12 protein-coding genes are annotated in these 15455 nt (G+C 55.0%); 5 read left to right on the plus strand and 7 right to left on the minus strand.

Going from position 1 to position 15455, the window contains the following annotated elements; translation table 11 throughout:
* Window positions 1–3: 3 nt before the first annotated feature.
* From ABOC97_RS04580 to bioA, 3 genes are all read right to left on the minus strand, one after another.
* On the minus strand, window positions 4–1980 hold the full coding sequence (locus tag ABOC97_RS04580; RefSeq protein ID WP_349594564.1) for a PTS mannitol transporter subunit IICBA: 1977 nt from the start codon (window positions 1978–1980) through the stop codon (window positions 4–6).
* A gap of 455 nt (window positions 1981–2435) precedes the next feature.
* Window positions 2436–2912 (minus strand): kinase inhibitor, encoded by a 477-nt coding sequence (locus tag ABOC97_RS04585; RefSeq protein ID WP_349594566.1) that lies wholly within the window; start codon window positions 2910–2912, stop codon window positions 2436–2438.
* Window positions 2913–2981: 69 nt separating this feature from the next.
* On the minus strand, window positions 2982–4271 hold the full coding sequence (gene bioA, locus ABOC97_RS04590) for an adenosylmethionine--8-amino-7-oxononanoate transaminase (protein WP_349594567.1): 1290 nt from the start codon (window positions 4269–4271) through the stop codon (window positions 2982–2984).
* Window positions 4272–4355: 84 nt separating this feature from the next.
* Between bioA and bioB the strand changes: the two genes are divergently transcribed.
* The 5 genes from bioB to uvrB all read left to right on the plus strand — a co-directional run bounded on the left by bioB (window position 4356) and on the right by uvrB (window position 10599).
* Window positions 4356–5396 (plus strand): biotin synthase BioB, encoded by a 1041-nt coding sequence (gene bioB / locus ABOC97_RS04595; RefSeq protein ID WP_349594570.1) that lies wholly within the window; start codon window positions 4356–4358, stop codon window positions 5394–5396.
* Window positions 5393–6550, plus strand: coding sequence for an 8-amino-7-oxononanoate synthase (gene bioF / locus ABOC97_RS04600; protein ID WP_349594572.1), 1158 nt, complete (start codon window positions 5393–5395; stop codon window positions 6548–6550). Before bioB ends, bioF begins: the two co-directional genes overlap by 4 nt.
* Window positions 6534–7289, plus strand: a complete 756-nt coding sequence (gene bioC / locus ABOC97_RS04605; RefSeq protein ID WP_349594575.1) for a malonyl-ACP O-methyltransferase BioC — start codon at window positions 6534–6536, stop codon at window positions 7287–7289. The genes bioF and bioC overlap by 17 nt, the downstream gene beginning before the upstream one ends.
* On the plus strand, window positions 7282–7959 hold the full coding sequence (bioD, locus tag ABOC97_RS04610) for a dethiobiotin synthase (protein ID WP_349594578.1): 678 nt from the start codon (window positions 7282–7284) through the stop codon (window positions 7957–7959). The genes bioC and bioD overlap by 8 nt, the downstream gene beginning before the upstream one ends.
* A gap of 615 nt (window positions 7960–8574) precedes the next feature.
* Window positions 8575–10599, plus strand: coding sequence for an excinuclease ABC subunit UvrB (gene uvrB / locus ABOC97_RS04615; RefSeq protein ID WP_349594581.1), 2025 nt, complete (start codon window positions 8575–8577; stop codon window positions 10597–10599).
* A 258-nt stretch (window positions 10600–10857) separates the two neighbouring features.
* Here the strand turns inward: uvrB and pmrB are convergent, their stop codons facing one another.
* From pmrB to yvcK, 4 genes are all read right to left on the minus strand, one after another.
* Window positions 10858–11937, minus strand: a complete 1080-nt coding sequence (gene pmrB / locus ABOC97_RS04620; RefSeq protein WP_349594584.1) for a two-component system sensor histidine kinase PmrB — start codon at window positions 11935–11937, stop codon at window positions 10858–10860.
* A 3-nt stretch (window positions 11938–11940) separates the two neighbouring features.
* Entirely contained in the window at window positions 11941–12612 is a 672-nt protein-coding gene (gene pmrA / locus ABOC97_RS04625) for a two-component system response regulator PmrA (protein ID WP_349594587.1), read from the minus strand.
* Window positions 12613–12622: 10 nt separating this feature from the next.
* Window positions 12623–14254, minus strand: coding sequence for a phosphoethanolamine transferase EptA (eptA, locus tag ABOC97_RS04630; RefSeq protein WP_349594590.1), 1632 nt, complete (start codon window positions 14252–14254; stop codon window positions 12623–12625).
* Window positions 14255–14331: 77 nt separating this feature from the next.
* Window positions 14332–15237, minus strand: coding sequence for a uridine diphosphate-N-acetylglucosamine-binding protein YvcK (gene yvcK, locus ABOC97_RS04635; protein WP_349594593.1), 906 nt, complete (start codon window positions 15235–15237; stop codon window positions 14332–14334).
* Window positions 15238–15455 lie beyond the last annotated feature (218 nt).

Raw genomic sequence — 15455 nt, forward strand, 5'->3', positions numbered from 1 at the left:
ACCTTACGCTGCTTGCTCGCCGGACAGGATCTGCAAGATTTCCTGTACGCTGCTGGTCTGCGTCAGACGTTCGATAACGTCTTTATCATCCAGCGCGTTGGCTAAGCGGGCGATAACCTGCACGTGTTCGTTATTGCGGGCGGCAATACCGATAACCAGGCGGGCTACGTCGTCCGGCTCATCGCCGAATTGAACACCCTGTGGATACTGGCAAATGACGATCCCGGTGCGCAGCACGCGGTCTTTGGCTTCTACGGTACCGTGTGGAACGGCGATGGACTCTCCCAGATAGGTGGTGGTTAACGCTTCCCGCGCCAGCATGGCGTCGATGTAGTCCGGTTCTACGTAGCCGCCGGAGACCAGCATTTCACCGGCAAAGCGGATGGCTTGGGCTTTATTGTCGGCGGTGAGGTTCAGGAAGATGTTGTCAGCGCTGAGCTTAAACAGATTCTCATCACGCTCAGTACCGGCGAATGTTTCGTCGTTGGCAGCGATTATTGTCTGGTTAATCAGACGGTTATCGTTGGCTGCTGGAGGCATTTTTGCAGCAAGCAGGCGGGTCGTGAGATCGGTGTACAACCCACTATCGAGGAAGTTGCTCAGCGAAATATGCATCGCCTGCGGCGCATGGCGCATGGCTCGCTCGGTTAAATCCTGATGGGTAATCACCAGATCCACGTCATCGGGCAGGCTGTTGATGGCGCAGTTGCTGACGGAAATGTGGGTCAGGCCGGCATCTTTGACCTTCTTACGCAGGACGCCAGCACCCAGAGCGCTTGAGCCCATACCGGCATCGCAGGCCACGATAATTTTGCGGACGTGCTGCAGGTCTTTCGACAAATCGAGAGCCGGAGCTGGAAGTGGCTGCTCGCCGGACGTTTTGCCGCCGGATTTAGATTGCTGCTTCAACGCCTGCATGCGGCGAGTCGCTTCTGACAAACCGTTGCTCTCTTCATCGCCAACGCGAACGCGCTTAAGCAGCATGGACGCGGTGAGGAACGATACCAGCGTGGAGGCAATAATCGACAGTGCGACGCCAATCAGAGATGCCTTCGGCGTCATCAGCAGGACCGCGAAGATAGAGCCTGGAGAGGCCGGAGAAACCAGGCCCGCGTTGAACAACGTCAGCGTAAACACGCCGGTCATGCCGCCGAGAATTACCGCCAGAATAAGGCGTGGGTTCATCAGCACATACGGGAAATAGATCTCGTGGATGCCGCCGAAGAAGTGAATAATTGCCGCGCCGCCAGCGGACTGCTTCGCGCTACCTTTACCCACAAACATATACGCTAACAGGATACCGAGGCCCGGGCCTGGGTTAGCTTCAATCAGGAAGAAGATTGATTTGCCGGTTTCAGTCGCCTGCTGAATGCCCAGCGGCGAGAAGATGCCGTGGTTAATGGCGTTATTGAGGAACAGGATTTTTGCCGGCTCGACGAACACGGAAGTCAGCGGCAGCAGGTTGTTCTGCACCATGACGTTCACGCCCGATGCCAGCACTTTCGACAGCACTTCAACCATTGGGCCAATCGCCATAAAGGCGAGCATAGCCAGCAGCATGCCGATAATACCGGCCGAGAAGTTGTTCACCAGCATCTCAAAACCGCTTTTGATTTTACCGTCAATCCAGCGGTCAAAGCGTTTAATTGCCCAGCCGCCGAGCGGGCCGGCAATCATGGCGCCCATAAACATTGGCATATCGGCACCGACGATAACGCCCATGGTGGTGATAGCGCCGACTACGCCACCGCGCTCGCCGCCAATCAGGCGACCACCGGTGTAGCCGATGAGCAGCGGCAGCAGATAGGTGATCATCGGGCCAACCAGCTTGGCTAACGTTTCGTTAGGCAGCCAGCCCGTCGGAATAAATAAAGCGGTAATCAAACCCCAGGCAATGAATGCGCCAATATTGGGCATCACCATATTGCTGAGAAAGCGGCCAAAATTCTGTACCTTGACCTTGATATCTGGTGATAACATAAAACACCCCTCGTGGTGCGCGTAAAGATGTTACGCGTCGTAATAGTTGTGGTGGTTTCGCCAAAAACCATCCAGTCGTTCTGTATGCAAAACCGACTCTATCACGCCGTATTCATCTCGCGTACTCGAGGGGGATTCGTGATCTAAATCACTAACAACACCCCCATCCACCTGCGTTTTAAGTGATGTTCATCACATTAAATTCTGTAATTTCGCTACAATGTTAAAAATAGAGGCCTTATCGGCAATTTTTTGTGATGTTAATCACCTTTGTTTTTGGCGTCTTTGTTTTTAAATTGTGACAACATTCACAAGATGTTTTTCATGACCACTCTCTTCTCCCGCTTTTCGGCTTCGGCCGGTCAATTTACGTCATAAAATTACAAACCCCAGATCACGGATATAAAAAAGCCCCGCACGGTTTGCCATGCAGGGCTGAGAAGGTCGAGCGCGTATTAGCTAAAAAGCGCGGTCAGCGAGGCGCTCGCCAGACTGTGGAAGTGGACGTTAAACCCGACCATAGCGCCGCTAGCACCTTCATCGACATCGATTTTGTCCACATCGAGTGCGTGTACGGTAAAGATATAGCGGTGGGTTTCGCCTTTTGGCGGTGCCGCGCCACCGTAACCTGCTTTGCCGAAATCGGTACGGGTTTGCAGGGCACCCGCCGGTAAGGCGACTAAGTCAGAGCCAGCACCTGCGGGCAGTTCACGGGTATCGGCGGGAATATTAGCTACTATCCAATGCCACCAGCCGGATCCGGTTGGTGCGTCGGGGTCATAGCAGGTGACGACAAAGCTTTTGGTACCGACCGGTACATCGTCCCATGCCAGATGCGGGGAGATATTTTCGCCATCATAGCCCATCCCATTGAAAACCTGGCGCTGGGGAAGTTTTTCGCCGTCGCGTAGTTCGTGGCTGACTAATTTCATTGACTGACTCCTTCGTTAATCTGCTGATTAACGAAGGAGTTTAATGCTTATTACGCGGTGTTGCTGCTGCTATTGGATAAAAAATGTTTCCTGCTCGACGGCCAAACAGACCGCGCGCGTCAAGCGTGTGAGCTGTTGCGGGCTGATGATATATGGCGGCATCAAGTAAATCAGGCGGCCAAATGGGCGGATCCACACGCCTTGCTCGACGAAGAAGCGCTGCAACTGCGCCATGTTTACCGGATAGCGTGTTTCTATAACGCCAATCGCGCCCAGCACGCGTACGTCGGCGACCTGCGGCGAATCGCCTGCTGGAGCCAGTTCACACTTGAGCTGTTGCTCAATGGCGGCGACCTGCGTTTGCCATTCACCGCTCTCAAGGATAGCCAGACTTTCCGCCGCCACGGCGCAGGCCAGCGGGTTGCCCATAAACGTCGGGCCGTGCATGAAGCAACCGGCTTCTCCGTTGCTGATGGTCTCTGCAACGTCACGCGTGGTGATGGCTGCCGATAGGGTCATGGTGCCGCCGGTCAAGGCTTTCCCCAAACACAGAATATCGGCGCTGATGTCCGCGTGTTCGCAGGCGAACAGCTTGCCGGTGCGGCCAAAACCGGTGGCAATCTCATCGGCAATCAGCAGAATGCCTTCCCGGTCGCACATCTTGCGGATCCGCTTGAGCCACTCCGGATGATACATCCGCATCCCGCCCGCGCCCTGCACGACAGGCTCGAGGATCACCGCCGCAATCTCTGTGCGATGCGCCGCCATCAGGCGCGCAAACGCCACCATATCGTACTCATCAAACTCGCCGTCAAAGCGGCTGTGCGGTGCCGGAGCAAACAGGTTTTCCGGCAGATAGCCTTTCCACAGGCTGTGCATCGAATTGTCGGGATCGCACACCGACATCGCACCAAAGGTATCGCCGTGATAACCATTACGGAAGGTGAGAAAACGCTGGCGCGACTCGCCTTTGGCCTGCCAGTACTGCAAGGCCATCTTCATCGCCACTTCCACCGCGACCGAACCTGAATCCGCAAGGAATACGCACTCCAGTGGTTCCGGCGTCATTGCCACCAGCTTGCGACACAGGGCAACGGCAGGAGGATGGGTTATCCCGCCAAACATCACGTGCGACATCTGGTCAATCTGCGCCTTCATCGCCGCGTTCAGACGCGGGTGATTGTAGCCATGAATGGTCGCCCACCAGGATGACATACCGTCAACCAGACGCTCGCCGCTGGCGAGCTGCAGCTCGCAACCTTCGGCGGAGACAATTGGGTAAACCGGCAACGGCGCGGTCATTGAGGTATAGGGATGCCAGATGTGGCGCTGATCGAAGGCGAGATCGTCCATTGTCATAATCGACTTGTAAACCATTTTGAAAAGTTTTAGGTTTACGAGTATAAACCGATCCGAAAATTAACAAAACCCCCGGAGAAGCCAATGGCTCACCCTTTACGCTGGACAATGTCGCAGGTCACCGCTCTTTTCGAAAAACCGCTGCTGGATTTACTGTTTGAAGCGCAGCAGGTTCACCGTCAACATTTTGACCCTCAGCAGGTGCAGGTGAGCACGCTGCTATCGATTAAAACCGGTGCCTGTCCGGAAGACTGTAAATACTGCCCGCAAAGTTCGCGCTACAAAACCGGGCTGGAAAGCGAGCGTCTGATGGAAGTGGAGCAGGTGCTGGAATCCGCTCGCAAAGCGAAGCTGGCGGGCTCTACCCGTTTCTGCATGGGCGCTGCGTGGAAAAACCCGCACGAGCGCGATATGCCGTACCTCGAGCAGATGGTGCAGGGCGTGAAAGAGATGGGGCTGGAAGCCTGTATGACGCTGGGCACGCTGTCCGATAGCCAGGCGGGACGTTTGGCGTCGGCGGGCCTCGATTACTACAACCACAACCTCGACACCTCGCCGGAATTTTACGGCAATATCATCACCACCCGCAGCTATCAGGAGCGCCTCGACACGCTCGACAAGGTGCGTGACGCCGGGATCAAAGTGTGCTCCGGCGGCATCGTGGGCCTGGGCGAAACGGTGACTGACCGTGCCGGTCTGTTGCTGCAATTAGCCAATCTGCCGACGCCGCCGGAGAGCGTGCCGATCAACATGCTGGTGAAAGTAAAAGGGACCCCGCTGGCCGATAACGAAGACGTTGATGCCTTTGATTTTATTCGCACGATTGCCGTGGCGCGCATCATGATGCCGACCTCGCACGTGCGCCTCTCCGCCGGTCGCGAGCAGATGAACGAGCAGACCCAAGCGATGTGCTTTATGGCCGGTGCCAACTCGGTGTTCTACGGCTGCAAGCTGTTGACCACGCCGAACCCGGAAGAAGACAAAGATCTGCAACTGTTCCGCAAGCTGGGTCTCAACCCGCAGCAGACCATGGTCACCGCTGGCGATAACGAGCAGCAGCAGCGTCTGGAGCAGGCGCTGAAAACGCCGGATACCGAGGAATATTACAACGCGGCGGCGGTATGAGTTGGCAGCTGCGAATTGAACAAGCGGTCGCCGAGCGGCGGGAAGCCCAGGCATTTCGTCAGCGCCAGCCGCTGACGCAGGGAGCGGGGCGTTGGCTGGTCCGTGACGATCGTCGTTATCTGAATTTTTCCAGTAATGATTATCTCGGACTAAGTCAGCATCCCCGGGTGATTCAGGCCTGGCAACAGGGTGCCGAGCGCTATGGCGTCGGGTCAGGCGGCTCCGGCCACGTTACCGGCTATCACCAGGCGCACCAGCGGCTGGAAGAAGAGCTGGCCGACTGGCTAGGCTATGACCGTGCGCTGCTGTTTATCTCCGGATTCGCCGCCAACCAGGCGGTGATTGCCGCACTGGCCGGACGCGAAGATCGCATTGTTGCCGACCGTCTCAGCCACGCTTCGCTGTTGGAAGCTGCAGCGCAGAGCCCGGCGCAGCTGCGACGTTTTCAGCACAATGACAGCCAGCATCTCGCTCGCCTGCTTGCCGCTCCGCTCACCGGGCAGCAACTGGTAGTGACTGAAGGGGTGTTCAGCATGGACGGCGACCGTGCGCCGCTGGCCGATATTGCCAGCGCCACGCGAGCGGCCAACGGCTGGCTGATGGTTGATGATGCGCACGGTATTGGCGTTGACGGGGACACGGGGCGCGGCAGCTGTCAGCAGCAGGGCGTTCACCCGGAACTGCTGATTGTTACCTTCGGCAAGGCCTTCGGCCTCAGCGGCGCGGCGGTATTGTGCAGCCACGCGGTGGCGGACTACTTCCTGCAGTTTGCTCGTCATTTGATTTACAGCACCGCCATGCCACCCGCTCAGGCGGTGGCGCTGCAGGCGGCGCTGGCGGTTATCCAAAGTGATGAAGGCCAACAGCGTCGTGAAACGCTGGCGCAGCACGTGGCGGATTTTCGTCACGGGGCCAGCGGGCTCGCTTACCCACTGACTGATTCACGCAGCGCCATTCAGCCGCTTATCGTCGGCGATAATCAGCGTACGCTGCAGCTGGCTGACCGACTGCGCGAACAGGGCTGTTGGGTGACGGCGATCCGTCCACCGACGGTTCCATCTGGCACCGCGCGTTTGCGTTTGACGCTCACCGCCGCGCATGAGCCGCAGGATATTGCGCATCTGCTGGAGGTGCTGCATGGCGAGCGTGGATAAACAGGCGGTGGCCGCGGCGTTTGGCCGTGCGGCGGCCCATTACCACCAGCATGATGAGCTGCAGCGTTTGAGCGCGGCGCATCTGCTGGCCCAGCTTCCATCGCCGTCGTTCGCGCGAGTGCTGGACGCCGGATGCGGGCCCGGCAGCTACAGTCGCTACTGGCGTGAGCGAGGGAGCTATGTCACCGCGCTGGATCTTTCTGACGACATGCTGCAACAAGCGCGACATCATCAGGCGGCAGATCGCTATTTGCAGGCCGATATCGAAGATATTCCGCTGCCGGAAGGTGGTTTTGAGCTGGTGTGGAGCAATCTGGCAGTGCAGTGGTGCAGCGATATCCGCGTGGCGCTGGCTGGGCTTTACCGTCAGCTGAGCCCCGGCGGAACGCTGGCATTTACCACCCTGACGGCAGGCTCTCTGCCGGAGCTCAATCAGGCCTGGCGCGCAATCGACAGCCATCCGCATGCTAACCGCTTTCTGCCGGAAGAGGCGCTACGCGATGCGCTGGCAGGCTATCGCTATCAGGAAACATCAACCTCTATCACACTGCCGTTCCCCGATGCGCTAAGCGCCATGCGCTCGCTGAAGGGAATTGGCGCGACGCACCTCCATCAGGGGCGCAGCAGTCAGCCATTAACGCGCGGCAGGTTGCAGCAACTTCAGCTGGCATGGCCGTCGCAGGCGGGCGAATGTCCGCTGACTTACCATCTTTTTACAGGAGTGATTACGCGTGATTGAGCGCTACTATGTAACCGGAACCGACACCGAAGTGGGGAAAACCGTCGCCAGCACCGCACTGTTGCAGGCAGCCCGTTTGCTTGGACGGCGCACCGCGGGCTATAAACCGGTGGCCTCCGGCAGCGAAATGACGCCAGAGGGATTGCGCAACAGCGATGCGCTGGCGCTCCAGCGTAACAGCGTGGTGCCGCTTGATTATGATGCGGTCAACCCATACACCTTCGCAGAGCCAACTTCCCCGCATATCGTCAGTGCCGATGAGCGGCGTCCCATTGAAGCTAGCGTGCTCTCGGCAGGATTACGTACATTGGAAGCGCAGGCGGACTGGGTGCTGGTGGAAGGGGCGGGCGGCTGGTTTACGCCGCTGTCACCGACGCTGACGTTGGCCGACTGGGTCAAAATGGAACAACTGCCGGTCATTCTGGTGGTTGGCATCAAGCTGGGATGTATTAATCATGCGGTGCTGACCGCACAGGCGGTACAACAGGCTGGGCTGCGCCTGGCGGGCTGGATTGCTAATGATGTGACGCCGCCTGGGCGTCGCCATGCCGAATACCTCAGTACGCTCCAGCGAATGCTACCAGCCCCTATGCTCGGTGAAATTCCATGGCTGGGCGACGCAGTAGAGACTCAACCGCTGGGGCACTATCTTTCACTGACCGCCCTCTGACGTTGTTTGCGGGTTATCTTCATTCGTAAGCGCTAACCCGCAGAAAACGTAAAAGAATCGAGCAAAATTTCCCTAATACAGCTACGTCTTTTCGCTGATAAATATCAAAATCAGCAGGAAAAAAAATATTTGCCGTGGCTTTTCGTCCATGTTGCGCAAATCGCCGGGTGGCGGGGGATAGGGGCTGGAGGTAGTTATCCACTATTCCTGTGGATAACCCTGTGTATTAGGGTTAGAAAACTTGCGGTAAACGAGAGAGCATGCGGCTTTCGCCTGAATTGACGCGAAACGCATCTTTTGCATGTTTTCATTTATTATCAATAAGATAAATAAAAGCAATGGCGTCACAAAAAGTGCTGTGAATTGCCATAAAACTTTCATGACCTATATTGACAAATGTTAAAAGAGAAAATGTTCTGGGGATAACCCTTTATGGCTGGTTTTTTATCTGGTCAGAGGATAAATTTCAGCCGCTCTTGCCTGTTATCGCCATGAGTACACGAAATACGATAATGCATCACTGGTTTTATATCCAGTATTTTTTATTGGCAATTCCGCAAGCGGCGAGTAGAATTAATCTCCAGCCCGGCCATCAGTCATCAGGTAGCGTTGTCCATGAGTAAACCCTTTAAGTTACATTCTGCGTTTAGTCCTTCAGGCGACCAGCCTGTTGCCATTGCACGTCTGAAAGAGGGGCTGGAAGACGGCCTGGCGCACCAGACTCTGCTGGGCGTAACCGGGTCGGGTAAAACCTTTACCGTGGCTAACGTCATTGCCGATCTCCAGCGGCCAACGATGGTGCTGGCACCGAATAAAACGCTGGCGGCGCAGCTGTACGGCGAAATGAAAGCCTTCTTCCCGGAGAATGCGGTCGAGTATTTCGTCTCTTACTACGATTACTACCAGCCGGAAGCCTACGTTCCGAGCTCCGATACCTTTATCGAAAAAGATTCCGCCGTTAACGAACATATCGATCAGATGCGTCTGTCGGCGACCAAAGCGCTGCTTGAGCGCCGTGATGTCATCGTGGTGGCGTCGGTATCGGCTATTTACGGTCTGGGCGATCCAGACCTGTATTTGAAAATGATGCTGCATCTGACGGTGGGCACCATTATCGATCAGCGGGCCATTTTGCGCCGCCTGGCGGATCTGCAGTACACCCGTAATGACCAGGCGTTCCAACGCGGCACCTTCCGCGTGCGCGGCGAGGTTATCGATATCTTCCCGGCGGAATCAGACGACATCGCGCTGCGCGTGGAGCTGTTTGACGAAGAGGTCGAGCGGCTGTCGCTGTTCGACCCGCTGACTGGGCATATCGAATCTACCCTGCAGCGCTATACGGTCTATCCGAAAAGCCACTACGTGACGCCACGCGAACGTATCGTGCAGGCGATGGAAGAGATTAAGGTTGAGCTAGCGGAACGACGCAAAGTGCTGCTGGACAACAACAAGCTACTGGAAGAGCAGCGTCTCAGTCAGCGTACCCAGTTTGACCTTGAAATGATGAATGAGCTTGGTTACTGCTCGGGCATTGAAAACTATTCACGCTTCCTTTCTGGCCGTGGACCAGGCGAGCCGCCGCCGACGCTGTTCGACTATCTGCCGGCCGATGGTCTGCTGGTTATTGACGAATCGCACGTCACTATTCCGCAAATTGGCGGTATGTATCGCGGCGACAGGGCACGTAAAGAGACGCTGGTAGAGTACGGGTTCCGCCTGCCGTCAGCGCTGGATAACCGCCCGCTAAAATTTGAAGAGTTTGAAGCGCTGGCACCGCAGACTATCTACGTATCGGCGACGCCGGGTAACTACGAACTGGAGAAATCCGGTGGCGACGTGATTGATCAGGTTGTGCGCCCTACCGGGCTGCTCGATCCTATTATTGAAGTGCGTCCGGTCGGTACGCAGGTTGATGATCTGCTATCGGAAATCCGTAAACGTTCGGTCATTAACGAGCGCGTGCTGGTGACAACGCTGACCAAACGTATGGCGGAAGATCTCACCGACTATCTGGAAGAGCACGGCGAGAGGGTGCGTTATCTGCACTCTGATATCGATACCGTTGAGCGTATGGAAATTATTCGCGACCTGCGTCTGGGGGAGTTCGATGTGCTGGTGGGCATCAACCTGCTGCGTGAAGGGCTGGACATGCCGGAAGTCTCGCTGGTGGCGATCCTCGATGCCGACAAAGAAGGTTTCCTGCGTTCCGAGCGTTCGCTTATCCAGACCATTGGCCGCGCCGCGCGTAACATCAACGGTAAGGCGATTCTGTATGGTGACAGAATTACCGCCTCAATGGCCAAAGCAATAGGCGAGACCGAACGCCGCCGTGAGAAGCAGCAGCTCTATAACGAAGAGCACGGGATTGTGCCTCAGGGGCTGGTGAAAGATGTGGTCGACATTCTGTCGATGGGCGAGGGGCTGGCGAAGACCAAAGCCAAAGGCCGCGGCAAGTCTCGCGGCGCATCTTCTGTCGTCGAGCCAGATGTGCAGGCGTTGACGCCGAAGGCGCTACAGCAGCAAATCCAGACGCTGGAGGCGCAGATGATGAAACATGCGCAGAACCTCGAATTCGAAGAGGCGGCGCAGGCGCGTGACCGTTTGCACAAGCTGCGCGAACTGTTTATTGCGACGTCCTGATAGGACATTCGCCCGGTGGTGCAAGACTCGCCGGGCAAAACGTTAGCCCGGGCGTGATATATCCGAGAAATGTGGCTGTGGTCACGCGGCGGGCTGAATCCTTAATGTTCACTTAATAAATTCTACTGATACTATCCTTAAAATCTATGAGGGTAGCGTCATGTCTAATTTAAATTTCCAACAGCTGTTTACCATGCTCGTCTCTGTGGTCATCGTCGCGGGCTTTGCCTGCCACTGGATGTTGACCTACTAAAGCCCTCAGCGCTTCGTCGCCTGAAATTCTATCCACGCCCGCGTGCCGGTACCGGTATCGCGGTTTTGTAAAAAGAATGCCGCTTCATGGAGCTGGGCGATACGCGTCACGATGCTTAACCCCAGACCAATCCCGCCATAGCGGCTGTCCATACGAACAAACGCCTGGCTCAACTCGCCCACTTTCGACTCATCAATCCCCGACCCCTCATCTTCAACGACCAGCATCGGATACGATGCAGACTCCAGTGAGAGCGTAATGGTTGACGCTTGCGGGCTATAACGGTGCGCGTTTTCCACCAGATTACGCACCAATAGCCGCAGTAGGGTGGCATCGCCGGAAACGATAATCGCTGAGGCTGGCTCCTCAATCGCCAACGTTTGCCCACGCGCGCTCAGCATGGTCTCTAGCTCGCCTTTTATCGGCTCCACCACATCAGCTAGCAGGTCAACCTGCTGGTAGCTTCCTGCGGAGAACGACTGGCCAACTCGTGCGAGCAGCAGCAGTTGCGCAACGCTTTCGGTCATTTGATCCAGACGTTGCACCAGCGGTGAGAGATTCAGGTTCTGGGTCTTTTCCAGCAGTTCCAGATGCAGCTTCAACCCCGCCAGCGGCGTGCGAAGTTCGTGGGCCACGTCGGCGGTGAACAGCCGTTCCCGATCCAGCGTTTGGGTTAAATTTTCTACTAACTGATTGATTGCATTAGTTACCGCATCGACTTCAACCGTGGTCTGTTGCAGGTAGATGGGCTGCAAATTCCCCGGCGTCCGCGCGTCGAGCTCTTTTTGCAGGTCGGCCAGTGGGCGAGTGATGCGCTTGACCGCCTGCAGGCACAGATACAGCGCGAGGCCGATAATCACCAGGCTTGGCAGCAACAGACTGGCAATTGCTTCGCGTACCTCGTGACGAATATGCTTCGCGTTATTATGGTTGTGAATCAGCATCGCCACTTCTAGCTCGATCTGTTCTTTGCTCTCATGCCAGAGCCAGAACACGCTGATAAGCTGGAAAACGATCAGAATGAGGCCGATGGCGAGCAACAGCTGATGGCGCATCGGCCATTTACGAATAGAAAAAAGCGCCATGCGTTATTCTGCCTTTGCGCAATTAACCAGCTGATAGCCGAAACCGCGTACGGTGCGTATACGGCTTTTCCCGACTTTGTCGCGCAGGTTATGGATATGTACTTCCAGCGTATTGGTAGCCGGCTCGTTATCCCAGTTATAGATATCGTTGTAGAGAATTTCGCGGTGTACCGGGCTACCGGCTTTGAGCATCAGGCGCGACAGTAAAGCGTATTCTTTGGGGGTGAGTTCCAGCAGTTCACCGTCCAGCCACACCTGGCGGCGGGTGACGTTGAGGCGCAGATTCTCAACGGTGACTTCGTTATCACCCTGATTCAGATTGCGTCGCAGCAGAGCTCGAATGCGGGCGTTAAGTTCTTCCAGCGCGAACGGTTTCACCAGATAATCGTCGGCACCGGTATCCAGACCGCTCACGCGATCCTCTAACGTATCGCGCGCAGTGAGGATCAACACCGGAACGCTGAGTTTTTCCTGGCGCATCCGGTTGAGGAAATGCAGCCCATCCTCATCCGGCAGACCTAAATCCAGCACGACAAGGCTGTAATGCCCGTTGGCGAGGCTAAGCGCTGCTTGCTGGGCGGTTGCCACGCCATCACAGGCGTAGCCCTCACTTTGCATGGCCAGAATCAGCCCCTGTAATAGCAAGGTGTCATCTTCAACGACTAAAATTTTCATCTACTGGCCTCTATTTACACGTGGCTAAGATATCATCCGCTGCGCGATATTCCTGCGTCTCTACGCCGGTCAGACCTAGCATTGTAGAGAACAGGTTATCCTGCGAGTAGTTATTTTCTTTGGCCTGCTTTTGCAGACAGTCGTAATTAACGCCATAGCGCTTTTGATAATCATCCGATAACCATAACAGCATTGGCACATGTTTTTGTGTTTCTGGCGCGATGGAATAGGGCAACCCGTGCAGATAAACGCCATTCTCGCCCAATGATTCACCGTGATCGGAAAGATAGACCAGGCTGGTGGTGAATTTATCCTGCTTCGATTGCAGCAATTTAATCGCCTTATCGACGATATAGTCGACATACAAAATGGTGTTGTCGTAGCTATTCTTGAGCTGCTCTTGGGTACAGGATTGAATTTCGCTGGTATCGCAGGTTGGCGTATAGCGACGGAATTCCGCTGGATAGCGATTGTAATAAGTTGGGCCGTGACTGCCGATGGTGTGCAGAACAATCACGCCGTTGCCCTGCATATTATCAATGGTTTTTTCCAGGTCATGGAACAGCACTTCATCGTAGCACTCGCCGTTAATACATTGGCCTGGCAGATTCAGCGCCGTGACGTCCTGATGCGGTACACGGTCGCAGGCACCTTTACAGCCGCCGTCGTTATCGTTCCACAGCACCTGAATTCCGGCGCGCTGAATAATGTCCAGCAAACCTTCCTGATGATGAGCCAGCGACTCGTTGTAGCTGGTGCGCGGCATATTTGAGAACATGCAGGGAACCGAGACGGCGGTGGCGGTTCCGCAGGAAGCCGTTTTCGGGAAATAGACAACGTTATCTTTCGCCAGCAATGGGTTTGTTTCTCTATCATAACCACCCAGCGAGAAATTGGCGGCGCGGGACGTTTCGCCAACAATTAAAATGGTCAGATTTTTACGTGGGCCATTTGTCATCGTCGCTTTTTGCTTCGCATCTTCACCAATTTTTACCAGCGGTAAATTGTCCATCTCGTGGTGAAAATACCACGAGTTAATTGCCACGATACTGTTGGACGGATTCAGCGTTTTTACCAGCTCTTTATTATTACGAAACAATGAGGCGTAATCCTTATAGAACAAGGATGCGACCAGCAGAATTAATACCGTTGAAACCACCAGCGTACCTACGCGTATCAGGGTGCCGCGCCACAGACTTGCCGCAGGTTTTATTTTAATCCACCACGCCAGGGCGATGAACAGTAATGCGGTAAAGGCGAGTGTGACGATCATTTGCCCGGAGAGCAGGGCGTAGCTTTCGGCAGGTGTGGTATCGAGAATATTGGTGACCATGGAACGGTCAACCACAATACCGAAGTTCATCATGAAATACTGGGCACAGGCGCTGAGGAGAATAAACAGCGTAGCAGCCAGTTTCTCAAGACGGATGATTGAGGCCAGAGTCAGTAATATCGCCATCACCGAGAATGCCACCATCGGCGTGGTCATAAAGACCAGCGCGTTGTGCAAACTATCAACGGGCAGCAGGGTAAAAGTCTGATGATAAAAATTAATATTCAGCGCCAGCGCAATGTACAGCGCGAACAGAAGAATATAGGTCAGCCGACTCACGGTAGGACGATAGCGTAACAGGCGAAGCATAACGATAGACTCAGCAAGGATAGTATTCGCTATGCTGCCTGACGTTTTTTAAGACAACCTTAAGAAGTTAAGGAAACTCAACTAAAGGCCTGTAATGCCTCTTCTAATGCGGCGCGCAATAGAACGCGGTCGTGACGATAGGGGATATCACCGGCTTCCAGCGGTTGCTGAATAACCACTTTGCACTGAACGCGGCTGGCGTCGACTTTCGGGCCGACAACGACCGCATCGATAACCGCTTTGCCGATATAGTACTCCAGCAGCGCGATCCGTTCATCAATGCCGAGGTCGCCCGCCGGGCTGTGCTCGCGGCCGAGATTATCGATATAGACCATCGGCGCCGGGGTGCGGCGTAGCGCCTGGGCAATATCCGGCAGCAGAATAATCGGTAACAGGCTGGTGTAGAAACTGCCGGGCCCAATAAGAATCAGGTCTGCATCGGCAATTGCTTCTACTGCTTCGCGAGTCGCCGAGACTAAAGGGGTTAACATTAATTCGCGCGGCGGCAGCTTGAGTTGGTCAATATTCACTTCACCGTAAATTTCATGGCCCTCACTGTCGATTGCCATTAAATCAACCGGCTGTTCGGACATTGGAATCAGTGAAGCTTCAACTTTCAGCAGGTTTTTTATTAAATTGATGGCTTCTAAAGGCCGGATACTCAGGTTGTCCAGCGCCTTTAACATTAAATTTCCGAGGTTATGTCCTGAAAGTTCGCCATTACCCGTAAAACGGTACTCAAACATCGTTGAGGCGACGCTGGGTTCGGTAATTAATTGGTTAAGGCAGTTGCGCATATCGCCCCAGGCGATTCCCCCTTCAGAGCGCCGAATACGTCCCGTGGAGCCGCCGTTGTCGGTGGTTGTGACGATACCGGTCAGGCGAGAGCCGAGCGATGAGAGGGATGACATCACGCGTCCAAGGCCATGTCCGCCGCCTAGTGCGACAACGCGGTCAAGATCGGCAAAAGTGCGATTGCGCATACAACTTCCTTATAGTGAAAAACGTGCTTACATTAGCCTAACTACCTCTAAAAGACGATGCTCTGTACCGGTCAAAATGACGTATATCAATGCAAAAACGGTATTTTTACGTATTCTGTAGGGAAAGTGCACGATCAGGTCGTTATGTATGGCTTTATATAGCGATTGCGAGAATGGCGAAACTGTTATTCTCGCGCTACTATTCGGCATAACCAGGT

It is taken from the genome of Kluyvera huaxiensis, assembly GCF_040149365.1.
GTDB classification, from domain to species: domain Bacteria; phylum Pseudomonadota; class Gammaproteobacteria; order Enterobacterales; family Enterobacteriaceae; genus Kluyvera; species Kluyvera intermedia_A.

Excerpts from the sequence above, each read along its gene's own strand:
- ABOC97_RS04580 (WP_349594564.1), bottom strand. The coding sequence starts at position 1,980 with ATGTTATCACCAGATATCAAGGTCAAGGTACAGAATTTTGGCCGCTTT.
- ABOC97_RS04585 (WP_349594566.1), bottom strand. The coding sequence starts at position 2,912 with ATGAAATTAGTCAGCCACGAACTACGCGACGGCGAAAAACTTCCCCAG.
- bioA (WP_349594567.1), bottom strand. The coding sequence starts at position 4,271 with ATGACAATGGACGATCTCGCCTTCGATCAGCGCCACATCTGGCATCCC.
- bioB (WP_349594570.1), top strand. The coding sequence starts at position 4,356 with ATGGCTCACCCTTTACGCTGGACAATGTCGCAGGTCACCGCTCTTTTC.
- bioF (WP_349594572.1), top strand. The coding sequence starts at position 5,393 with ATGAGTTGGCAGCTGCGAATTGAACAAGCGGTCGCCGAGCGGCGGGAA.
- bioC (WP_349594575.1), top strand. The coding sequence starts at position 6,534 with ATGGCGAGCGTGGATAAACAGGCGGTGGCCGCGGCGTTTGGCCGTGCG.
- uvrB (WP_349594581.1), top strand. The coding sequence starts at position 8,575 with ATGAGTAAACCCTTTAAGTTACATTCTGCGTTTAGTCCTTCAGGCGAC.
- pmrB (WP_349594584.1), bottom strand. The coding sequence starts at position 11,937 with ATGGCGCTTTTTTCTATTCGTAAATGGCCGATGCGCCATCAGCTGTTG.
- pmrA (WP_349594587.1), bottom strand. The coding sequence starts at position 12,612 with ATGAAAATTTTAGTCGTTGAAGATGACACCTTGCTATTACAGGGGCTG.
- eptA (WP_349594590.1), bottom strand. The coding sequence starts at position 14,254 with ATGCTTCGCCTGTTACGCTATCGTCCTACCGTGAGTCGGCTGACCTAT.
- yvcK (WP_349594593.1), bottom strand. The coding sequence starts at position 15,237 with ATGCGCAATCGCACTTTTGCCGATCTTGACCGCGTTGTCGCACTAGGC.